Source organism: Pseudomonas veronii, assembly GCF_001439695.1.
Classification (GTDB): domain Bacteria; phylum Pseudomonadota; class Gammaproteobacteria; order Pseudomonadales; family Pseudomonadaceae; genus Aquipseudomonas; species Aquipseudomonas veronii.
On record NZ_JYLL01000004.1, the window covers coordinates 137,377 to 160,232 of the forward strand.

General features: G+C 62.4%; 18 protein-coding genes. 13 read left to right on the forward strand and 5 right to left on the reverse strand.

What is annotated here, in order from left to right; all coding sequences use genetic code 11:
- Positions 1–19 precede the first annotated feature (19 nt).
- Complete coding sequence (locus TU80_RS06795) at positions 20–1,708, forward strand: HAD-IIB family hydrolase (protein WP_057004091.1); 1,689 nt, start codon at positions 20–22, stop codon at positions 1,706–1,708.
- Between the two features lie 21 nt (positions 1,709–1,729).
- Here the strand turns inward: TU80_RS06795 and TU80_RS06800 are convergent, their stop codons facing one another.
- Positions 1,730–2,299 carry a GNAT family N-acetyltransferase gene (locus TU80_RS06800; protein WP_057004092.1) on the reverse strand — a complete coding sequence of 190 codons (570 nt, stop codon included), beginning with the start codon at positions 2,297–2,299 and terminating at the stop codon, positions 1,730–1,732.
- Between the two features lie 198 nt (positions 2,300–2,497).
- Here TU80_RS06800 and mgtA point away from each other — a divergent pair, with 198 nt between their 5' ends.
- A complete protein-coding gene (gene mgtA, locus TU80_RS06805) occupies positions 2,498–6,079 on the forward strand; it encodes a magnesium-translocating P-type ATPase (RefSeq protein ID WP_082643808.1) in 3,582 nt (1,193 codons plus the stop codon).
- Between the two features lie 14 nt (positions 6,080–6,093).
- Here mgtA and TU80_RS06810 read toward each other — a convergent pair whose 3' ends face one another.
- A complete protein-coding gene (locus TU80_RS06810) occupies positions 6,094–6,591 on the reverse strand; it encodes a BCAM0308 family protein (RefSeq protein ID WP_046484231.1) in 498 nt (165 codons plus the stop codon).
- Positions 6,592–6,844: 253 nt separating this feature from the next.
- On the opposite strand from TU80_RS06810, the gene groL reads away from it, so the two are divergent.
- The 6 genes from groL to TU80_RS06840 all read left to right on the forward strand — a co-directional run bounded on the left by groL (position 6,845) and on the right by TU80_RS06840 (position 11,909).
- Complete coding sequence (gene groL / locus TU80_RS06815; RefSeq protein WP_057004093.1) at positions 6,845–8,464, forward strand: chaperonin GroEL; 1,620 nt, start codon at positions 6,845–6,847, stop codon at positions 8,462–8,464.
- Positions 8,465–8,518: 54 nt separating this feature from the next.
- A complete protein-coding gene (locus TU80_RS06820) occupies positions 8,519–9,079 on the forward strand; it encodes a nitroreductase family protein (RefSeq protein ID WP_057004094.1) in 561 nt (186 codons plus the stop codon).
- 126 nt (positions 9,080–9,205) lie between these two features.
- On the forward strand, positions 9,206–9,817 hold the full coding sequence (locus TU80_RS06825) for a Spy/CpxP family protein refolding chaperone (RefSeq protein ID WP_046383394.1): 612 nt from the start codon (positions 9,206–9,208) through the stop codon (positions 9,815–9,817).
- 30 nt (positions 9,818–9,847) lie between these two features.
- Entirely contained in the window at positions 9,848–10,243 is a 396-nt protein-coding gene (locus TU80_RS06830) for a hypothetical protein (RefSeq protein WP_057004095.1), read from the forward strand.
- 47 nt (positions 10,244–10,290) lie between these two features.
- Entirely contained in the window at positions 10,291–11,175 is an 885-nt protein-coding gene (locus TU80_RS06835; RefSeq protein WP_046383395.1) for a universal stress protein, read from the forward strand.
- Between the two features lie 44 nt (positions 11,176–11,219).
- Positions 11,220–11,909 (forward strand): phosphoribosyltransferase, encoded by a 690-nt coding sequence (locus TU80_RS06840; RefSeq protein ID WP_057004096.1) that lies wholly within the window; start codon positions 11,220–11,222, stop codon positions 11,907–11,909.
- Between the two features lie 21 nt (positions 11,910–11,930).
- On the opposite strand, the gene TU80_RS06845 is transcribed toward TU80_RS06840, so the two are convergent.
- Positions 11,931–13,277: an erythromycin esterase family protein gene (locus tag TU80_RS06845; protein ID WP_057004097.1), complete on the reverse strand. Its 1,347-nt coding sequence runs from the start codon at positions 13,275–13,277 to the stop codon at positions 11,931–11,933.
- 275 nt (positions 13,278–13,552) lie between these two features.
- On the opposite strand from TU80_RS06845, the gene TU80_RS06850 reads away from it, so the two are divergent.
- From TU80_RS06850 to TU80_RS06860, 3 genes are all read left to right on the forward strand, one after another.
- Positions 13,553–14,086 (forward strand): c-type cytochrome, encoded by a 534-nt coding sequence (locus TU80_RS06850; protein WP_169796383.1) that lies wholly within the window; start codon positions 13,553–13,555, stop codon positions 14,084–14,086.
- Positions 14,083–15,870, forward strand: coding sequence for a DNA polymerase/3'-5' exonuclease PolX (gene polX / locus TU80_RS06855; RefSeq protein ID WP_057004099.1), 1,788 nt, complete (start codon positions 14,083–14,085; stop codon positions 15,868–15,870). Before TU80_RS06850 ends, polX begins: the two co-directional genes overlap by 4 nt.
- A 116-nt stretch (positions 15,871–15,986) precedes the next feature.
- Entirely contained in the window at positions 15,987–16,241 is a 255-nt protein-coding gene (locus tag TU80_RS06860; RefSeq protein WP_017845783.1) for an Lpp/OprI family alanine-zipper lipoprotein, read from the forward strand.
- Positions 16,242–16,563: 322 nt separating this feature from the next.
- Here the strand turns inward: TU80_RS06860 and TU80_RS06865 are convergent, their stop codons facing one another.
- Together TU80_RS06865 and arcD are read right to left on the reverse strand one after the other, a co-directional pair.
- The gene (locus tag TU80_RS06865; protein ID WP_046383400.1) at positions 16,564–17,106 is read right to left on the reverse strand and encodes an Hsp20/alpha crystallin family protein; all 543 of its coding nucleotides are present in this window, start codon (positions 17,104–17,106) and stop codon (positions 16,564–16,566) included.
- An 87-nt stretch (positions 17,107–17,193) separates the two neighbouring features.
- A complete protein-coding gene (gene arcD, locus TU80_RS06870) occupies positions 17,194–18,684 on the reverse strand; it encodes an arginine-ornithine antiporter (protein ID WP_057004100.1) in 1,491 nt (496 codons plus the stop codon).
- Between the two features lie 431 nt (positions 18,685–19,115).
- Between arcD and TU80_RS06875 the strand changes: the two genes are divergently transcribed.
- Both TU80_RS06875 and glgP read left to right on the forward strand, forming a co-directional pair.
- On the forward strand, positions 19,116–20,321 hold the full coding sequence (locus tag TU80_RS06875; protein WP_057004101.1) for an acetate/propionate family kinase: 1,206 nt from the start codon (positions 19,116–19,118) through the stop codon (positions 20,319–20,321).
- Between the two features lie 24 nt (positions 20,322–20,345).
- Positions 20,346–22,847: an alpha-glucan family phosphorylase gene (gene glgP, locus TU80_RS06880; RefSeq protein ID WP_057004102.1), complete on the forward strand. Its 2,502-nt coding sequence runs from the start codon at positions 20,346–20,348 to the stop codon at positions 22,845–22,847.
- Positions 22,848–22,856: the final 9 nt, after the last annotated feature.

Below are 22,856 nucleotides of genomic sequence, written 5' to 3' on the forward strand. Positions count from 1 at the left end.
AACCCGTCATGGAGCGAACATGCATTTCTTAGCCTTGGCGGTCGACTATGACGGAACCATTGCCGAAAACGGCAATGTTCCCGCACACGTCTGTACAGCGCTTGCCAGCCTCAAGGCCAGCGGTCGCAAGTTGCTGTTGATTACCGGCAGGGAGTTGCAGGCGCTCAAGCATCATTTTACCCAGCTCGATCTGTTTGACCTGGTGGTCGTGGAGAATGGCGCGCTCCTGTACGACCCGCGCACTGACACCGAGGAACTCATCGCCGATTCGGCCTCCACCGAACTGGTCGAGCGCCTGCGCGACAAAGGGGTTTCATCCTTGTCCGTCGGCAGGTCCGTTATCGCGACCTGGCATCCGTTCGAGGACGCGGTGATCAGCTCGATTCGCGAGCTGGGCCTGGAGCTGCAGATGACGTTCAACAAGGACGCGATCATGGTCCTGCCGACGGGGGTGAACAAGGCCTCGGGGCTGAGTGCCGCGTTGCTGAGGCTGGGCATCTGCGAACTGAACGTGGTCGGCGTGGGCGACGCCGAAAATGACCACGCGTTTCTCGCGATCTGCGGTTGTGCGGCGGCGGTGAACAACGCGATCGACTCAATCAAGGCCCGCGCGGATATCTGCCTGAGCCAGGATCACGGGCGCGGGGTCTGCGAGCTGATAGACATGCTGCTGCAAAAGGACGCCGCGCTGGTGCCGGTCGAGCGTATCGGCGTGCAACTGGGGCGAACCGCCGATGCACGCAAGGTGTGGTTGCCGCCGGAATCGGTGCTGCTGGTAATCGGCAATTCAGGCTCCGGCAAGTCGAGCTACGTGACCTGGCTGACAGAACGCATGGTCGAGGCCCACCAGGGCTTCTGCATCATTGATCCGGAAGGCGACTATCTGTCGCTGGACGGTGCGGTCACGGTCGGTGGCCTGACCACTCCGCCGACAACCGAAGAATCGTTGCATCACCTGTTACAGGCGCGGCTTAACGTGGTGGTGAGCACCCTGGCCCTGGACCCGGCCGCCCGCGTGCAGCTGTTCGGCGAATTACTGCCGTTTATCCAGCAGCTACGCAGCAGCACCGGCCGCCCGTACTGGATGGTCGTGGACGAGGCCCACTACATGCTGCCCCATTGCGCCGCTTGGCCTTCGGGGTTTCTGGCGAATATGGGGGCGATCATCGTTGCCCTGGACTTCGATCAAGTCTGCCCGTCGCTGCTGGACGCGGTAGACGTGCTGGTGACCCTGGGCAGCACCGCCCGCGAACTGGTCCAACGCTACGCCCAGCATACGCAGCGACGCTGCCCCGAATTCCCGGCGCGCTCATCCGAGCCCGACTATTTCTGTCTGTGGGACGTTCGTCATGGCGGCGACGTGGTGCTGATGGCGCAGCAGCAACCCGAGCAGAAACATCATCGCCACAGCGGCAAGTATGCGGTCGGGGATGTGGGCGCCTGGCATGCATTCTACTTTCCCAGCCTTGACCAGCGCGCCTCGAACCTTGCGGAGTTTTTGTCTTCGCTTGCGCGCCTGGACGATCCCGCGTTCCGCCAACACCGCGAGGCCGGGGACTTTTCCAACTGGTTTCGCGAGGTGATCCGCGACGACGTGCTGGCCAACGAAACCCGTCTGCTGGAAAACGATGCGTCTGTACCGCTGCGGGATGCCCAGGAACAGATCGCGCACCTGGTGCAATCGCGCTACCACTTGGAACCGCAGTGAATGGTCGGGCGGCGTGCGCGTCTACAGTTCCAGCTCGTGAACGATGCGATCAAAATCCCGGCCCAGATAGGCCGAGGTAAAACCCAATTGTTTGTACAAGCCATGAATCGGGTAATCGGTCGACAGGTCCGTCGAGCACATTTTGCGAAACCTCTCACGCTTGGCGGCATCGATCAGATGCCCCAGCAATAAACGGCCCAGGCCCCTGCGCAGCCACGGGTCGGCGACGGCGACCGCGCAATCGCACTGTTCGTCCTGATCGGTGGCACGCCGGTAGCGGCTGACACCGATTACCTGCAACTCGCCGTCATGGTGGATCAAGGCCAGGTAGCCGCGGCTGATCTGCGCCGACTCGCTCAGCAGTGTATCGATTGCGCTCGCATCGACATGGGTCACCGCGCCCAAAAACCGGAACCGCAGCGACAGCGGCGACAACCGCTGGAAAAAATGCAGCAGGCCCAGGTGATCGTGCGTCGACAACGGACGGATAAGCACATGCGTTCCGTCGTGCAGTTTTTCCAGCCAATGCTCGGCGGGCGAGGTTTTATCCATCTCGGCAATCAGAGCAGCGGTGTGTTGATTAGCTAGCATTGGGGGGCTCCAGCGCACAGTGGGGTCGAAGAACGGCCCTGTTCACACTGAGGGGGATGCGCGGCAGGCGTATTGATCAAGGTCAGAAAGCGTGATGCGGACTAACAGACCGTCCAGGGGCAGGTTGACCTGGATCAAACGGCCCCGCCCAGACCGCGCCAGAATCGGACTCTCTGCTGATTCGCTCAGGGGCACGGCATGCCTGTCAAACCGCCCACTGCTGGTTTCATCGATCCGGCTGTACCTGAAGAGGAACAGCATTACAGCCGTTCCGCGCTGTGGCTGACGTGGCTGCTCGGCGCCGCGATGTTTGCGACAGTGGTCGGCGTGGCGCTGCAATTCACCGACGTCGAATCCTTCACACACTTGCTGACCCAGGCAGAGCCGCTGTGGCTGGTCGGCGCCCTGGCGCTGCAAGTCCTGACGTATATGGCGCAAGGGCAGGTCTTTCGGGTGGTGCTCAGGGCCGGGGCGCAGCCGCTTTCACTCTGGGAGGCGGGCAAACTCAGCGTGATGAAGCTGTTTGTCGATCAGGCCCTGCCGTCCTCCGGCATCAGCGGCGCCTTTGCGGTCGTGGCCTCCTTCGTCCGCCTCGGGTTCGCAAAACCGCTGGTGCTGGCGAGCCTGGTGCTGGATTTGTCCGGGTATTTCCTGGCCTATGCGGTGTCGGTCGGCGTGGCGTTACCGGTGGTGATCTTCCAGGGCCATGCCACGCCTGCGGTGATGACGGCGTGCCTGGTGTTCGTCGCCGTCAGCCTGTTGCTGGCAGTGGTCACGCCAAGGCTGGCCGGCAATCGGCGCCTGGTCGCGCATTTGCCGGGGCGACATTTTCCGATTGTCGCCAGAATCGCGTCATTGCTCACCGGGGCCGACAAGCAACTGGTGCGCAGCCAAGGGTTACTCTGGCGCATTACCTTGCTGGAATTGGTGATCATTGTGCTCGACAGCGCCACATTGTGGGTGCTGGTGCGCGCGCTGGGTGTGTCCGCGCCGCCGTTGGGGCTGTTTGCCGGTTTTATGCTGGCCAGCGTGCTGCGCAGTATCGGCATTGTGCCGGGCGGGCTCGGCGCCTTTGAAGCGGCGGCGGTGGTCACGCTGCATTGGGTGGGGGTGAACATTGCGGTGGCGCTTTCCGCCACGTTGTTATTCCGCGGGCTGACGTTCTGGTTGCCGATGCTGCCCGGCCTCTGGTTGGCCCATCGTGAATGGCGATCCAACGTCAAGCCGCCCGCCCGCGTGGCAACCGGCGATTATTGGAGCCCGCCAGTCAGCCAGGTGTTCAGCAGCCTGCACAGCACGCCGCAGGGCTTGAGCGAGGCCGACGCCAACGCGCGGGTGCGCAGCGCACCGGCCACGCCCAAGGACCGACCGCGCGGCCTGGCCCGGTTGGTGCTGGAGCAAATGCGGACGCCCTTGGTGCTGATCCTGATCGTGGGCGCGCTGGTCGCCGTGGTGGTGGGGGACTGGCTAGATGCGGCGATTGTCGGCTGCATCGTGCTGATCAGCGCGGTTCTCAGCGCCTGGTATGAAAATCGCGCCAGTACGGCGGTGGAGCAACTGCGCAGCAAGATCGCGCTGCGCGCCACGGTGCGGCGCGACGGCAAGGCCGTGGACATCGCCGCCAGCGAGGTGGTGCCGGGGGATATCCTGATACTCAGCGCCGGCAGCCTGATCGCGGCCGACGGTCGGATCCTGCAGGCGCTCGATTGCTTCATCGGTGAAGGCCTGCTGACCGGCGAAACCTTCCCGGTGGAAAAATTGCCGGGCGACTGCGCCGCCGATGCCACGCTCGGGCAGCGGCATAATTGCGTGTTCATGGGCACCTCGGTGCGCAGCGGCACCGCCGAAGTGCTGGTCACGCGCTACGCCTCGGACAGTGAGATCGGGCGCATCGCCAAGACCCTGACGCTGCGCCCGCCCGAGACGGAGTTCGAGCGCGGCCTGCGTCGCTTCGGCAGCTTGCTGTTGCGGGTGATGCTGGTGATCACGATCGTGGTGTTCGGCATCAATATCCTGCTGCATCGTCCCGCGCTCGACACTCTGTTGTTTGCCATCGCGTTGTCCATCGGGCTGTCGCCGGAACTGTTGCCGGCGATCCTGAGCATCACGCTGGCCAAAGGCGCGCAACGCATGGCCGCCAAAGGGGTCATCGTGCGTCACCTCAATGCGATTGAAAACCTCGGGGCGATGGACATCCTGTGTACCGACAAGACCGGTACGCTGACCCGCGGCGTCGTCGTGCTGGACGGCGCCATGGATCTGGCGGGCAATGCCGATGCCACGATCCTGCAACTGGCGGTGTTCAACTCCAGCCTGCAGACCGGCATGCGCAACGCCATGGATGATGCGATCACCCTGGCCGGCAAAACCCTGGCGCCATGCCCCGGCGCGAGCAAGCTCGATGAAGTGCCGTATGACTTCGTGCGCAAGCGCCTGAGCGTGGTGGTCGCGAATGCGCCTGAGGCCGCCCGGCTGATGGTGACCAAGGGGGCGCTGGACAATGTGCTCGAGGTTTGCACACAGGTGCGCCGCGGCGAACAGTTGCTGGCGCTGAGCGACACCGAGCGGGCCGCCATCGCGCAGCGTTTCGCCGACTGGAGCGAGCAGGGCTTCAGGGTTTTGGGCCTGGCCACGCGGGTCTTGCCGGACCAGCCGCACTACGGCCGGGATGAAGAAAAGGCCATGACCTTCCGCGGTTTTCTGTTGTTCTTCGACCCGCCGGAGCCGGGGGTGAAAGACACTCTCGCCAACCTTGAGCGCCTGGGCGTGCAAGTCAAGATCATCAGTGGCGACAGCCATCTGGTCGCCCGCCATGTCGGCATGGCCGTGGGCCTGCCCGTGGAGCGCATCATCACCGGCGCCGAGCTGGCGGCGATGAAAGACGAAGCATTGATGCACCTGGCGCCACTGACGACGCTCTTTGCCGAGGTCGACCCCAACCAGAAAGAACGCATCATCCGCGCCCTGCAGAAGACCGGGCACGTTGTCGGCTATATGGGCGATGGCATCAACGATGCCCCGGCGCTGCAAGTCGCCGATATCGGGATCTCGGTGGATAACGCCGCCGACGTGGCCAAGCAGGCCGCCGACTTCGTGTTGCTGGAGCACAACCTCGATGTGTTGCGCGAAGGCATCGAAGAGGGCCGGCATACCTTTGCCAATACCTTGAAGTACATTTCCATCGTCTCCAGCGCCAATTTCGGCAACATGATCAGCATGGCCCTGGCTTCGTTGGTATTGCCGTTCCTGCCGATGCTGGCCAAGCAGATACTGCTCAACAACTTCCTGTCCGATATCCCCTCCATGGGGATCGCCAGCGACAACGTCGACCGCGAATGGGAAAACACCCCGCACCGCTGGAATATCAGGGAAATCCGCAACTTCATGGTGGTGTTCGGGCTGGTCAGTTCGCTGTTCGATGTGCTCACGTTCGCGGCCCTGTACCAGCTGGCGGAAAAGGGCCCGGAAGTGTTTCGCAGCGGCTGGTTCGTCGAATCGCTGCTGACCCAACTGCTGACAATCTTCATCGTGCGAACCTACCGCCCGTTCTACCAAAGCCGCCCGGCCACACTGCTGTTGCTCAGCGCCGCAGCCATCGGCCTGCTGGCCGTCGGGCTACCTTACAGCCCGATCGCGTCCTGGTTCGGCCTGGTGCCCTTGCCACTGCCGATCCTGCTGACAGTGCTGGCAATCAGCTTGGCCTACATGGGCGCGGCGGAATGGGTCAAGCGGCTCTTTTACCGTCGCCAGCGGTTGAGCCGCGCTCGCGCTGCGCCGTAGCGTGGCGTGAGGGGTTACTCGTTACGTGCCCACGTGACGTTCACGCCGTACTGACTATCACCGTAGCGGTACTGCGCCTTGCCTTTGAATGCGCCTTCCAGTGCATGCGCCAGGCGATTGGCCAGATGAATGCCGGTGGTGGTCACCATCAGGTCGTCCGCCACCTCCGTCACGCGCATGATGCGCTCCAGCGCATGCTCGGCCATTTCGGTTTTTTCGGTGTTTTCGATCAGGTGGATGATTTCATCATGGTGCTTTTGCAAGAAGCCGCCCGATAGCATCAGGGTGCCGGCCGGCATGTTGTCCGCGATGCGGCGGCAGGCCGGGCAGGTGACGGTTTGCGCGTTATGCACCACCGCGTTTTCAGGTCGGTTCCAGGTCCAGTTTCCGGCCTGATACACCGCGTCGCACTGCGGGCACACCGCCGAACCTTCAACCCGCGGCAAGCAATAGGGATCATGGGGCGGCGTTTTGAACAGCTTGTTTTTCTGACTCTGCTGATACTTGTCCATGGTGTTTCTCCTGACGCATCGAGAGGGGCAAACCCGCGTGTTGACGATCGGGTGGATTTCACCGGTTGATTTGGACGCTGTTTCCGCCCGAGCGGGTTGATTTTTGTCAACTCGCAGAGCGCCCGGCGACCGCCGGTGTAAGCGTCGCGGCGGGCGTCGGCAAGGGGTGTGAGTTTGTTGATAAAAGTCAACCTCGCCGCAGGCACTTCAGAGAAGCATGCAAGTTCCGTCGACGTGAGAGGAGAGCACCCTGATGGCTCACAGTAAAATCGTGTTTCGCGCGGCTGCCCGCGAGAAGATCCTCAGCGGCGCCACCCAATTGGCGGACGCGGTGCGCGTGACGCTGGGGCCGAAGTCCAAGTCGGTGTTGATGCAGAACAAGTGGGGCAACCCGACGGTCTGCAATGACGGCGTCACGATTGCCAAACGCATTGACCTGCAGGACCCCGAGGAGAACCTCGGCGCGCAAATGCTGCGCCAGGCCGCGGAACGCACGGGTGACGCGGTCGGCGACGGGACCAGCACGTCAACGGTGCTGGCCCATGCGATCCTGGCCGACGGCATCCGCAACGTGGTCGCGGGGGCCAGCGCGATCGATCTCAAGCGCGGCCTGGATCGGGGCCTGCAGTTGGTCGTCGAGTCGCTGGCGGCGCAGTCCCGCCCCGTCAGCACGCCCAAGGAAAAAGCCCAGGTGGCGACGCTGTCGGCGCATAACGACGCGGTCATCGGTCAACTGGTGGCCGACGCGCTGGAGAAGGTCGGCGTTGAAGGCGTGGTCAGCGTCGAAGAGTCCAAGACCACCGAAACGGTGGTCGAGGTCATGGAGGGCATGCGCTTTGACCGGGGTTATGTCTCACCTTATTTCGTCACCGACACCGAGAAAATGCAGGTCGAACTCGACGATGCCTGCCTGCTGCTCTGTGACCACAAGATCGGCGCACTCAAAGACTTGCTGCCGTTGTTGGAACAGGTCGCCAAAAGCGGTCAGCCCCTGGTGTTGATCGCAGATGACATCGAAGGCGAAGCGTTGACCACGCTGGTGGTCAACCACATCCGCGGCGTGCTCAAGGCTGTGGCGATCAAGGCCCCGGGCTTTGGCGACCGGCGCAAGGACATGCTGCAGGACATGGCTGTATTGACCGGCGCCACGGTGGTCTCCAACGAACTGGGGATCAGCCTCGAACAGGTCGACCTGCAGCAGTTGGGACGGGCCCATCGGGTGGTGGTGTCGAAGGACAGCACTTCGCTGATCGGCGGCGCCGGTACACGCGCAGCGATCGACGCACGCCTGCAGCAGATCCGCGGGCAAATGGCGGCTACCACCAGCGATTACGACCGTGAAAAGCTGCAGGAGCGGCTGGCCAGGCTGTCCGGCGGCGTCGCGGTGATCCGGGTCGGCGCGCCGTCCGAAGCCGAAATGAAAGCGCGCAAGGACGCCCTGGATGACGCGATCTCGGCGACCCGCGCGGCGATCACCGAAGGGATTGTCCCCGGCGGCGGCCTCGCGCTGCTCAAAGCGGTGCCGCTGATCGCCGCCGAGGAAGCCCGGCAGGAGGGCGATGTCCGCACCGGCCTGCAGATACTGCGTCGGGCATTGGAAGCACCGGCGCGGCGCATTGCGGAAAACTCGGCGGTGGACGCCGGCGTGGTCGTTGCGCGCATGCTGGCGGAGCCGGGCAACATTGGCTTTGATGCGTCCGCCAATACCTATGTCGACATGTACGAAGCCGGCATCATCGATCCGACCAAAGTCGTGCGTATTGCCCTGGAAAATGCAGTTTCCGTGGCCAGTATCCTGCTGCTGACCGAAGCGACCATTACCGATATCCCAGAAAAAGAACCGCCAGCCCAACCGTCGTTCCCTGAAGGTTGAGCACCTGCTCGCGCCTTGCTTCGATTTGAATCGCCCTGATGGAGGCATGCACCCATGAACGTAACCAAGGCAATCGCCGGCCGGCGCTCGACACGTGACTACACGCCAGAACCGCTCGATGAAAAACTCATTTGTCGCTTGATCGATGCCGCCGCCCAGGCGCCCAGCGCGATGAACCAACAACCGTGGACGTTCACGGTGATCCGCGACCAGGCGCTGCTGGAGCGGGTTTCCCGCGAAGCCAGGGCCTGGATGCTCGCCACCACGCCCGCCGGAACGCACTCCAGCCACTTCCAAGCGTTGCTCAGCGAGGACAGTTTTCAGATTTTCTACCACGCGCCGGTCCTGGTGCTGATCTCGGGCAACGCGCCCAATCAGTGGATTGTCGAAGACTGTGCCTTGGCGGCCGAGAACCTGATGCTCGCGGCGTATGCCGAGGGGCTCGGGACGTGCTGGATCGGTTTCGCCCAGGGCTTTCTGAATACGCCGCAGGGTAAGCAGGCGCTCGGCCTGCCCGCCGAGTGGATGCCCGTGGCACCGATTATCGTGGGGCACCCGAAGTCTGTGCCCGCGCCCATCGTGCATAAGACCCCAGAGATCCATTGGATAGGCTGATGCCCCAGGCAGGGCTACCGTTGATCCAGCGGTTGACCGGTGTCTCGGTTTTCTGACGTGGATCAGATCGCCCGCCAGGCCGACTCCTATGCTCGGATTGAACCCACGACGTTGAGATGAGCTGAAATGAACAAGCCACGCTTGCTTGGCCAGTGCTTGCTGATCGCGGCAAGTGTTCTGCTGTTACCGTCCACCGGCGCGTTTGCCAACCCCGCGATGCCAGGGTTAGGGCTAGGGCCAGGGCAGGGCGGTATGTTCCGTCACGCCTCGAATTTCGATTGGGTCAAGCATACGCAGCAGACCCTGGAAGAACTCAAGGGCAAGCTCAGTCTCAAGCCGGAGCAAATGCCCGCCTGGGAAACCTGGGCCGCAGGCGTCATCGCAGACGCCAATCAGCAAGTGGAAAACGACAACCCAGCCGCTACTGACAAGGCAAGTGCCAGACAAGCGCTGAAGGACGAAACAACGCCGCAGAGAATGGCCAAAGGTATAGAGCGCCTGCGCACGCAAACCAGCTGGATGCAGGCGCAACTGGTCCGTCTGGACGCGGCTCAGGCACGCACCCAAACCTTCTACGATGCCCTCGATGCCCAGCAAAAAACCATCTTCGATCTGTTCTGGACGGTGATGCATCACCGCATCGCCGATCAGGACGGTTGGCGAATGCCCATGCACATGCCCATGCACATGGCATGGCCGCAAGGGTGCGGCGGGCTCAACCCGACCAGCCAACCGTAATGCTATTCGCGAGCCTCCTGGGTAAACATCATGAACAGTGACTCAGTAAAACAGTGCGTGCTGACCGGGTTCATCCTGCTGGCTGCCGCCGTTGCATTGCCGGCGCATGCCGGGCCGCATGGCGGTGGGCATGGGGGCGGGCCAGGCTGGTGGGGGTTTGGCCTTGGCCTGGGACTGGGCTGGGAAGCCGCGCGCATCTCCACGCCGTATTACTACCCGACGTATCCGGTTTATTACTATCCCGCCCCGACTTACTACTACCCGGCCAGCCCGCCGACGGTGGTGGTCGAGCCTCAGCCCGTCACGGCCGCGCCATCGGCCTGGTACTACTGCGATTCCGCCAAAGGCTATTACCCGAGCGTACGCCAGTGTCCTGAGGGATGGCGCATGGTTCCCGCGACGCCGCCGCCTGGCCCCATCCGTTAAGACCGTGGACGCGTGGGCTGTTTTTCATTCCTCCCTGGAGCCAGATCATGAGCCAATACCAGTGTTTGTTACTGATCATCAATCCCGCCCTGCGTGACTCCCCGGCAATCGGCCATGCTGCCGCCCTGGCCAAGGCCAGCGGCGCGAGCCTGCATATTGTCGCGCTGGCAGCACCGTTGGACATCTTATTGCTACTGGCCGAGAACGTGCGTGAAAAGGCCCGGGCCAGCTACCTCGAGGACCACCGCGACTGGCTGAACGCCCAAACCAAGAATCTCCACGCCCTGGGGCTCAACGTGACCGCCCAGGTGACCTGGGCCACCAACCTCAAGCAAGACATCCTGGATTACGTCACCGAGACGCAGCCCGATCTGTTGATCAAACAAGTGCAGCAAGAGTCCGCGTTCAAGCGCGCGTTCTTCACCCCGCTGGACTGGCAGTTGCTGCGCGAGTGTCCGATTCCGGTCTATCTGGTCGGCGGTGGTGGGCATGCCTTGCCGCGCATCGTCGTGGCAGCGGTTGACGTGTCGAATGTTCAACCGGCCAACAGCGTGTTGAACCAGCGCATCATTGAGCAGGCCACCAGCCTGGCGCTGCAATGCGATGCCGAGCTGCACCTGCTGTATGCCTGCGATATGTCGACGATCTACATGGCTGACATGGGCGGTATGGCCTTGTCCAATCTCAGTAAGGACCTGGCGAGCAAGGAGGAAAAAACCTTCCTCGAACTGGCGCGAGACTATGGCGTGCCTTCCGATCGTCATCACTTCGTTTTGGGCAATCCGGTTGCGGTGTTGAGTCAATTCGCCAAGGAACACCAGGTGGATGTGATCGTGATGGGCCGGGTCCAGTATCACGGCATCGAGAAGCTGCTGGGCAGTACCACCGAACACATTCTCTATCAGGTGCCTTGCGGCGTACTGGCGGTCTAGCGCGGCAAAGGCGGTGTGCAATGAAACGACAGATGAGGTGACCCATGAGTTATAGCCCTTCGCTGCAAACGCTCTGGCAGGATCGGTCGGTGGCCGGTCAAAGCCTGGTGGAGCCGTTGCTCAGATACGCCCGCCGCCCCGACGTGATCATCCTGGCCTTGCCGCGTGGCGGCGTCCCGGTGGCGTATGAGGTGGCCACGGCCCTGCAGGTGCGCCTGGATCTGATAGTGGTACGCAAGCTCGGCATGCCGTCCCAGCCCGAATTCGCCATGGGCGCCATCGCCAGTGGCGGTATCCAGATCCGCAATGAAGAGGTGCTGCGGGCTCATTCGATTGATCAAGACAGTTATGACGCGGTGGTCGCCCGCGAAACTCGCGAGTTATCGCGCCGTGAGCAGGTTTACCGGGGCACGCGGGCGCCGCTGCAGTTGAAGGATCAGGTGGTCATCCTGATCGATGACGGCCTGGCCACAGGGGCTTCGATGCTCGCCGCGATCCAGGCGGTGCAGGTGCAGGCCCCGGCGCGGATCGTCGTGGCGGTGCCGGTCGCGCCGCTGGATACGGTGGAAACCCTGCGCTGCATCGTCAATGAAGTGATTTGCCCGCTGATTCCTGAGCGGATGATGTCCATCGGTTACTGGTACTCGAACTTCCCCCAGACCACCGATGCAGAGGTCATTGAGTTATTGCAGCGGGCCTGGCAACGCGAATCGACTGAAGCGCAGCCGCTGTAGATGCGTCGCGCCAGGTGAGCCTTACACACCGAACGGAAAGGTTTCGTCTTCCGCTTCCAGCGCCTCGTTTTTGGGCAGTGCCAGGGCCTTTACCGCCTGCGTCTGCTCGAACCAGAGCATGGCGTCGAACTGTTCGGCCAATACCGCTTCGAAGTAGTGGCTGTCGCGTTCGGTTGTGGGCCGGTAAATCACGCCAATCGCGCGTTCCAGCAGGGTGGCGGACAACACCGTGCGCAGCTCGACGCGCTGCGGGTCGCGCCAGTCGGTCAGCGAGGCCGGCACGCCGGCTTCGAGGAACTGATGCTCCCAACTGTCGGGACGGGAAGGCCGCACCGCCTTGATGAGCATCTCGGCGTCCCAATCGTCGGCCGCCGCCACGTGGCCACGGTCGGTGCTCATGCCGATCAGCACGGCGTCGCGCCCATAGGCACTGCGGCACAGCTGGCCGATGTTGAACTGGCCCTTCCAGCCCATCTCCGTGGCAGCGGCATTGCCGATATGCGAGTTGTGCGCCCAGACCACCGCTTTGGCCTGCGGGCCCCGGTGCTCCAGCAGGGCGCGCAGGGTGTCGAACATGTGGCGGTCACGCAGGTTCCACGACGCGGTCGAGCCGCGATAGACGGCGCGGTAGTACTGTTCCGCCGCACGCACCACGCGGGCGTTTTGCGTGGCGTTGAAAAAACTTTCGTCATCCTGGATGAGCCCGGCCAATTGCTTGGCCAGCATCACGTTGAGTTGTTCGACCACCTGCGGTTCACAGGGCATCAGGCCATTGCGTTCGACGAAGTGACCGTACAAGGCCGGGTCATCCTGCCAGGGCGTCAGGCAGCCGTAGCGCCGCCGTGCTTCCTGGGCCAGTTGCGGGTCAACGCTGTCCAGATAGTGCAGCACCTCATGGATCGAGTTGCGCATGCTGTAAACGTCGAGGCCACGGAACTCCACGCGGTCTTCACTGGCGCGTTGATGGTTGTAGCGGTGCAACCAGTGGGCAAAGGCTTTGACCTCGGCGTTGCGCCACATCCAGGTGGGGAAGCGGCTGAAGATATGGCGTTTCCAGGCCGACGGGGCCAGCCCTCGGACGTATTTGTCGACATGCCCTGCATCGGGCCAGTCGGCCTCAACGGCGACGATGGAGAAGCCATGCCGCTCAATCAAGCGTTGCGTGATGGCGGCCCGGGCGCGATAGAAATCGCTGGTGCCGTGGCTGGCTTCGCCGATCAGCACCACCCGCGCATCCGCGTAGCGATCGAACATTTCGCCGAACGCCGCAGAATCGAACGCCGGCAGAGGCTCGGCAAATTGGTGCAGGACCGCCGCGATGGCGGCTCTATCGACCTGCCGAGACGCGCCATAGTGTTTATCCAGCATGCGTTGGGCGGGTGTGCTCACGGCCGTCGTCCCGTTCAGTGTTTATCTATTCCTACACCCTGACTCAGGTGAATCATTGAGTTTTGTCAATAAAGCCCGCACGGCCTTGGGCCAAGGTGGATGAACCCGTTACGCGCCGGCTACCGACGCTGCTCATGGAGGCTTGTGATATGAGGTGCTCTATCAATCGATCACACCTGACGCTTGCCCTCTGTGTGGTGGCCCTTGTGGGCTGTACCGACACCCGCGACCGGGCATCGCAAAAAACCGCATCCATGCCCGCGCTGGCCTTGGTAAACGACGTGTGTTCGCTGTGCCACGGGCTGACGGGGGAGTCGGTATCGCCGTTGTTTCCCAAATTGGCCGGCCAGCAAAAAGACTACCTGAAGCAGCAGTTGACGGATTTCAAAAACCATACGCGCATGGATAAAGCCTCGACTCAATACATGTGGGGCTTTACCCATTTGACCGAATCGCAGATCACTGAACTGGCGGACTACTATTCAAAACAGCCGGCCATGCAGGCTGAAGCCGAAACGCCTGACGCGCGGGGCGAATTGATCTTTCGCCACGGCGTGCCGGAATCCGGCATCGCTCAGTGCAGCGCCTGTCATGGCGCCGAGGGCCGGGGCCATGGCCAGACCCCACGCGTGGCAGGCCAGCATGCCGCTTACATGATTCGCCAGATCCAGGTGTTTCAACAGGCCGACCTGCGTGAGCGCGGTGACCTGACGAGCCAGATTGCGCACACACTGTCGGACGCCGATGCCGAGGCGGTCGCGCATTACATGGCCAGGCTGGGGCCATGAAGCTCACGGCCGTACCGCAGGCGCCGAGCGCGCCGGCGTCGACGGTCAAGCGCTCGCGGGCGGTGAGCAATGAGGAGATTGCCGCGGTGTTTGACGATATCGCCGACCTGCTCGAAATCGATGACGCCAACCCGTTTCGCATCCGCGCTTATCGGGTTGCGGCGCGCACGCTGAGGGCGCTGACGGTCGAGTTGGCGCCGCTCATCGCACGTGGGGAAACCTTGCCGAAACTGCCGGGTATCGGCGTCGATCTGACGGCCAAGATCAGTGAAATCGCCAGCACCGGTGATTGTGCGCTACGGCAACGCCTGCGCTCGACATTGCCGCCTGGGCTGGTTGAACTGCTGTCCATCGCCGGCCTCGGCCCCAAACGCATCAAACACCTGTATCACGGCCTGGGAATCGAAACCGCGCAGCAACTGTGCGAGGCCGCCGAGCAGGGCCACATCCGCCACGTGCCCGGTTTTGGCGAAAGGCTTGAGGCGCGCTTATTGAGCGCCGCGCAGAAGGGGCTCGGAAAGGATCGCCGGTTGCCGCTGGGCGTTGTCGAGCCCGTGGCGCTGCAGTTGATCGAGTATCTGCATCAACTGCCCGGGGTCGAGGACGCGAGGCTGGCCGGCAGCCTGCGGCGCATGCGCGATACCGTGGGCGACATCGACATCCTGGTGGCAGCAGAGCCCGCAGTGGCGGTCACTGCACACCTGATCAAGCACCCGGAGGTGTCCACCGTATTGGTCAAAGGCCGCACGCGGGCCAGTGTCGTACTGGACTCCGGCCTGCAAGTCGACGTGCGGGTGGTCAAGCCCGCGGACTGGGGCGCCGCGCTGGTGTATTTCACCGGCAGCAAGGCGCACAACATTGCGATTCGCAAGCAGGCGCGGGAACAGGGCCTGAAGCTCAACGAGTATGGCGTGTTCAAGGGCCAGGAACGCCTGGCGGGTGTCACGGAGGTCTCGGTTTATCAGGCCCTGGGGTTGCCGTGGATCACGCCGGAGCTGCGCGAAGATCGCGGTGAGGTCGCGGCGGCACTCAGCGGGCGTTTGCCCAGGCTGGTGGAAGTGAGTGATCTCAAGGGTGACTTGCACGCGCACACCTGCGACGCGGATGGCGCCAATACCCTGGAACAGATGGCACTGGCCGCGCAGCAAGCTGGGTTGGAATACCTGGCGATCACCGATCATTTCCTGGACAGCGAGCGGCTGCTGAAGCAGATCGACCAGATCGATGCGCTCAACGCCCGCCTGCGCGGCATCACCTTGCTCAAGGGGGTTGAAGTCGAGATACTGGAAGATGGCAGCCTAGGGCTGCCAGACGCTGTCCTCGCTCGCCTGGACCTTGTGGTGGGCGCGGTCCACACGCATTTCGGCCTGACGCTGCGGCAACAGACGCAACGCCTGCTCAGGGCCATGGATCATCGCTATTTCACGCTACTGGCGCACCCGCTGTGTCGCCTGATCAATCAGCGCGCGCCGTTGAACATGGACCTGTCGGCCGTCATCAGGGCCGCCTCTGCACGCGGCTGCTGCCTGGAACTCAACGCGCAACCCCAGCGCATGGACCTGTTCGACCTTCAATGCCAATACGCCAAAGACCAACACGTGCTGATCAGCATCAATTCGGATGCCCAGCGCACCGCGGATTTTGCATACTTGCGCTACGGCGTCGCGCAAGCCCGGCGTGCCTGGCTGGAAAAGGGCGATGTACTCAATACCCGTTCGCTGAGCGCGCTGAAGTCGTTGTTGGCCGCTACGGCAGGCGGACGTCCGCAAGGCGCCGGGAACTGACGGTTCGGTCTGATTCTTGGTCGAAAGTTGACAAAAATCAGAGCCCCGCACCGACGGCGCCGGATACTTGAACCGTAGCCGGAGCGTTCCTGCTACGACCCTCAAGGAGAATACCCATGAATATGCGTTTACCCGTAGTGTTGCTCAGCGTCCTCCTCGCGTTATCGGCTGGTTGCAGTAACAAACCGGCCAAAGAACTGGATGCACGCCTGGAGGCTGCTCAAAGCACTGCGCTGTCGGCACGCGCCAGAGCCGATGAAGCCTACTCGAAAGCGGAGCAGGCGGCGATGGCGGCCAATCAGGCGCAACAGACTGCCGACCAGGCCAATGAGCGCGCCAGCCGGATGCTCGAAAAAGCCAGCCGCAAATAGTGAACGGTTGCAGCACCCGACACGTCGTCGGGTTTGCTGCAAGACAGCCGCAGGCCTGCAACCAGTCCTGCCAGGCAGCACATCTGGCACCTGCGCGTCGACTCAACAGCATTGGCGTGGTTTTCCCCGACTATCATCTCTTCGCGTAACGGACTGACGCTGAACATGTGGCTTAGGCTGACGTTCGGCAGGCGTTACCTGTGCATTCGCACGCTCTTGAAGATCGAGCTGTTCGATATTTTCCGGGGATGAAGCGTTGAACCACTGCAGATAAAAAAAGCCCCTTGTCGGTTTCCCGCCAAGGGGCAGTGCAGCCTGGGATTCATTCGCCTTTGATCGGCACGACTTTATCCGCTTTCATGGCTTCTGGCTTTTTCGGCAACGAGATGCACAGCACGCCTTTGCTGAAACTCGCGTCGATCTTATCGGCATCAATACCTTTGGGCAGGTTGAACACCCGCTCGAAGGAACCGTAGTGACGCTCGCTAAGGTGGTAGCCTTTGCGTTTTTCTTCCTTGTCCTCCTGTTTCTCGCCTTTGATGATCAGGCTGCCGTTGGACAGTTTGACCTCAATGTCTTTCTGATCCATGCCGGGTACTTCGGCGGTGATCTCGTAGCTTTTGTCTTTCTCGGTGATGTCCACGGCAGGCATGCCATGGCCGATCAGCTCGCGACGCCAGAACGGTTCAACGTCGAACAGCCCCCGGCTGAAGGGCGACAGGCCGGAACCGAGATTGAAGTCATCAAACAGGTGGTCCACCTGTTGCCGCAGTTTTTCCAGCGGCCGCCACAGGTCTGTCGTCACGGGATGCTGGTCGGATTTGTGTTCGGTAGTGACCGGCATTTTTTTTGCGGAATTGCTCATCTTTCGGTACTCCTCTCAGATAGAAGGCAGGCAGCAGAACGGCCTCTGCGCGGCCTGCCAGGACAGAACACGGGGGCAAGCCCATCGTTACAAGGTCAGCGTCCCCGACCACAGCATCCAGCCGGCATAGGCCGCGGCCGCCCAGATGATGATCAACAGGCCGGTCTCGGGGCCGCTGAGCGCTTGTCCCTGACGGGCGCGCAGGGTGCCCAGGTAGATCAACGAGCCCGGGGCGTAGAGGAGGGCGCTGAGCAGCATGTATTTCGGCCCGGCGGCATAGAGCAACCACATGCAATACAGTGTGGCGACGGCCGCGATGGCCATGTCGCGCAATTGCAGGCCGCGGTGGCCGGCATAGGTGTCACCCTTCCAGGTCAGTTTCAGCGCATACAGGCCGCTGAACAGGTACGGCAATAGAATCATCGAGGTGGCCAGGGAGATCAGCGCGAGATAGGTAGCGCTCGAATACAAGGTCAGCAGCAGGAACAATTGAATGCAGCCGTTGGTCAGCCACAGCGCATTGGCTGGCGCGCCTTGGGTGTTTTCCACGCCCAGCGAGACAGGCATGACCTTTTCCTTGGCGGGCGTGAACACCGACTCGGCCGCCAGCAACGTCCAGGCGAGCAGGGCGCCGCCGACCGAAACGATCAGGCCGATGCTGATCAGCACTGCGCCCCATGGCCCGGCCGCGGCCTGCAGCACGCCCGCCATCGAGGGGTTCTTCAAGGCGGCGAGTTCCGGTTGTTTGAGCACCCCCAGCGACAGCAAGGACACCGAAATCAGCAGCAATAACGTGATGACAAAACCGATCACCGTGGCCCGCCCGACATTGGCCCGCTCCGCCGCACGGGCAGAAAACACGTTGGCGCCCTCGATCCCGATAAACACCCAAACGGTGACCAGCATCGTGCTTTTGACTTGATCGAGCGTACTGCCCAACGCCGGCGAGCCCCAGAAGTCGACAGTGAACGTTTCACGCTGGAACGCGGCGATCACCAGGCCGATGAACAACAGCAACGGCACGATCTTCGCGACCGTCGTCAACGCATTGGCCCGCGCAGCGGTGCGCAAGCCCCTGAGGATCATCCAGTGCAACGCCCACAACACCACGGACGCACCGGCGATCGCCGCCTTGTTATTGCCTTCGCCAAACACCGGGAAGAAGTAACTCAGCGCAGCGAACAGGATCACCAGGTAACTGACGTTGCCGATCCAGGCACTGATCCAATAACCCCAGGCGGAGTTGAAGCTCAGGTATTCGCCACCCAGCGCACGTGCATAGGCAAACACACCGTTGTCCAGCGCGGGCTGGCGGTTGGACAGGGTCTGATAGACCAGCGCCAGCGACAGCATGCCGACGCCGGTGATCAACCAACCGATCAGAATCGCACCGGCGCCCGCACTGGCAGCCATGTTTTGCGGCAGGCTGAAAATGCCGCTGCCGATCATCGAACCGACCACCAGGGCAATCAACAAGCTCAGCGACAAGCGCTTGGGTTCTACCTTGCGCAGACTGCCTGCCACGGGTTGGACAGCCGGCGGGACGATCGGTTGAGAGCCTTGCAGATGCGTAGCCATGACGAGCCTCCACGAAAACGTGAGTATCTGCACCGTCGAATGCGAGGGTGCGACTGCTGCATCTAATTTCTGCGCGAAGGGGCTGGGTCTGGTTGATTTAGATCAGATGTAAGTGTCTGCGGATCAGTCGCAATACTTAACTGATTGAATTGTTTTTCAAAAAAATTTTCCCTCGGGTGTTTTCGTCGTTAAACGCCAAAGTGTTGTTCGTCGATGATATTGATGCGCCAGGAACGCGCTGAACCGTAACGGGCACATTTTATTGAGGAAGATCAAGCCGCCGCGCCCCGTGGATGCCAGGATTAGGCCAACCTGGGGCAAGGTTCCCTGTAACCTCATCGAGTGTCGAGGCGGCCCATGATGCGAGCATTACGGTTACTGCTTGGCGGCTCCCGTCAGGCCGTGGATTCCCCGGCGCTGTGGAGCCGCGCATGATGGATGCCCCTTGCCCGGCGTTGTTGGTGCTGAATGCGGGCTCTTCAACCCTCAAGTTTTCCCTTTACTTCGTGGCGGCACCAACGGTCCATTGCCTGGGCAGCGGCATGATTGAAGTGCGCCAGGGCAGGGCAACGCTGGCGTACCAGGCCCCAGGATCCGAGGCCGAACATCAGGAGCAATGGCGCGCCGACAGTTGCATGGACGCAGTTTCCCTGGGCAACCTGATGCGTTGGCTGGGCAGCAACCGCCAATGGCAGATTGTCGGCGCGGCGCATCGGGTGGTCCATGGCGGCGCCCGTCGGGAAGTGGCTGCGCGGGTCGATAGCGCGCTGATCGACGAGATACAACGACTGATTCCAATGGCACCGTTGCACCAGCCCTTGTGCCTGGCACCGATTCTCCATATGGCCCGCGAACATCCCGAGCTGCCTCAGGTGGCCTGCTTCGACACTGCCTTTCACCACACGCTCGACCCGCTGGAAACCTTGTACGGCCTGCCCCGGGCACTGAGCGAGGCGGGCCTGCGGCGTTACGGCTTCCATGGTTTGTCCTACGAGTACATTGCCGGGGTCCTGGCGGATTACGACCCGCGCGCGGCGGCCGGGCGCACCCTGGTCGCACACCTGGGCAACGGTGCCAGCCTGTGCGCGATGCGTAACCGCATCAGTTGCGGCACCACCATGGGGTTTTCCACCCTGGACGGGCTGTTGATGGGCACCCGCCCGGGCAACCTGGACCCCGGCATCGTGCTGTACCTGCTGCGCGAACGCGGCATGAGCACGGCGGCGGTCGAACACCTGCTGTACCACGAGTCCGGATTGCTGGGCGTCTCTGGCGGTGTGGCGAGTGACATGCGGACGCTGCTGGCCAGCCACGCCGAAGGGGCCGCGCAGGCCATTGAGTTGTTTGTACGGCGTGCCGTCAAGGAAATCGGCGCGCTGGCCGCATTGCTCGGCGGGCTCGACGCGTTGGTGTTCACCGGCGGCATTGGCGAACATGCACCCACCGTGCGTGACGGGATTCTCGACGGTTGCGCCTGGTTAGGCGTAACCCGCAACCAGCACCCGCCCACCGGAGCCTGCCTGACGACGCCGGACAGCCCGGTATCGGCCTGGGTCATCGCCACTGATGAAAATGCAGTCATCGCTCGACACAGCCTGGCCTTGCTGCCGGCGCCGGCATCGAGCGAGGCGCTTTAGCCACTATCGCCTTGAGGTGTCGACGTGTATGCATTCTTGCCACGCGAACTGCCAGAGCAGTTGCGCGCATTGACCGAGCTTGCGCTTAACCTGCGCTGGACCTGGAACCATGCGCTCGACGAGCTCTGGAAAAGCATCGACCCGCAGCTGTGGGAGCGTACCCACAACCCCTGGCTGATACTGCAGAACACCTCGCCGCACCGGCTAGGAGAACTCTGCCGAGATGCGACGTTCTCGCAAACCCTCGCGCACGCCATCGAAGAGCATCGGCACTACCTCAGCGAGCCGGGTTGGTATGCGCAGCAGACAAACGCCGGCGATTCCAAGCAGATCGCCTACTTCAGCATGGAATTCGGCCTGAGCGAGGCGCTGGCGCTTTATGCCGGCGGGCTCGGTGTGCTGGCCGGGGATTACCTGAAGACGGCAAGCGACATGGGCGTACCGGTGCTCGGGGTGGGGTTGCTCTATCAGGAAGGCTATTTTCGACAATCCATCGACGCGATGGGGCGCCAGCAGGAGGCCTACCCCTATAACGACCCCACCAGCCTGCCGATCCAGCCGACGTTTGGACAGGACGGCGCGTGGTTGAAAATCCCCTTGGCGCTTCCCGGCCGGACCCTGTATTTACGCGTGTGGCAGGCCATCGTCGGGCGTACCAGCCTGTACCTGCTCGACAGTAATGACCTGCTCAACGGCGCCAGCGACCGTGGCATCACCTCGAAGTTGTACGGCGGCGGTTCGGAGATGCGCTTGCTGCAGGAAGTGGTGCTTGGCATCGGCGGCTGGGCCACACTCGAAGCGTTGGCGATCAATGTCGATGTGTGCCACCTCAACGAAGGTCATGCTGCACTGCTGGTGCTGGAGCGTGCCCGGCGCTTCATGCATCAGAAGGGCACATCGTTCCAGGAAGCCTGGTGGGCGACGCGGGCAGGCAACGTGTTTACGACCCATACGCCAGTGGCTGCGGGTTTCGATGTGTTTTCCGCGGAACTGGTACTCAAGTATGCCCGCGGCTATCTCGACGACTGCCGCCTCACCTCGCACGAGTTGCTGGCGTTGGGCCGACGCAATCCGTCGGACGCGGATGAACCCTTCAACATGGCTTTTCTGGCGCTGCGTGGGTGCGCTCAAGCCAATGGCGTGAGCCGCTTGCACGGCGAGGTCAGCCGACGGCTATTCAGCGATTTGTATCCCCGCTGGCCTGTTCAAGAGATACCGGTGGGGCATGTCACCAACGGTGTGCATGTGCCGTCCTGGGACTCAATGTGGTCCGATCATCTGTGGACCACAAGCTGCGGCAAGGAGCGTTGGCGCGGCGCAGTCGAGTTGCTGCCGGCGACGGTCGCCAACAATGACGACGAGGCCTTGTGGAACATGGCTGCCGAGCAACGGCGCGACCTGGTGACCTATGCGCGCAAGCGCCTGGCCTGGCAGCTCGAGCAGCGTGGCGAGTCGGCGCAGCAGGTGGCGGAGGGCGGGCAGGTGTTTGACCCAAACTGCCTCACGCTCGGGTTTGCGCGACGCTTCACCGACTATAAGCGCCCGAACCTGCTGCTGCACGACAGCGACCGCCTGGCGCGGCTGTTAACCAACGAGCAGCATCCGGTACAACTGCTCATCGCTGGCAAGGCTCATCCCGCCGATGAGCGCGGCAAGCAACTGATCCAGGCATGGCTCGACTTCGTGCATCGCCCGGGGCTGCGCCGGCATGTGGTGTTCCTGGAAGACTACGACCTGGAAATGGCCCAACACCTGGTGCAAGGCGTCGATGTCTGGATCAACACCCCGCGTCGGCCCTGGGAAGCCTGCGGCACCAGTGGCATGAAGGTGCTCGTCAACGGCGGGTTGAACCTCTCGGAACTCGATGGTTGGTGGGCACAAGCGTACCAGCCCGCCTATGGCTGGGCGATCGGGGATGACGCGCCGAGCGATGACGACGTCGACGCCGAGCGCTTGTACGGCCTGTTGGAAAACGAGGTCGTCCCCACGTTCTATTCACGCGATGCACAGGGTATTCCACGCGACTGGGTGCAACGCATGCGCGCCAGCATGTCGCAGCTGGGGCCGTACTACAGCAGCAATCGCATGCTGCAGGAATACCTGGAGCATCTTTACCAACCGGCGATTCAGGCGTTTCGACGCCGCCGCGAGGATAACGCGGCACTGGCGCGCACGCTCCGTGCCTGGCAGAAGGCGTTGACGGCGGCCTGGGACAATATTCACTTCGGCGCGGTCGAGGGGCATCGCGATGGCGACTGCCTGTGCGTTCGCGTGCCGGTCTATTTGGGTGAGATCTCGCCTCTGTGGGTCAAGGTGGAACTCTATGGCGGCCTGTGCGACGAGTACCCCGCAGAGTGCTTGCTGATGAAAGCCGTCGATGTGATTCCGGGCGCCATCCAGGGTTATATCTATTCCATTTCGGTCGCCGCCACGCGCCCGCTGGAGCACTACACTCCGAGGGTTCGCGCCTGGCACGCGGATGCCTTTCTGCCAGCGGAAAACCCATTGATTGCGTGGCAGCGTTGAGCTGCGATA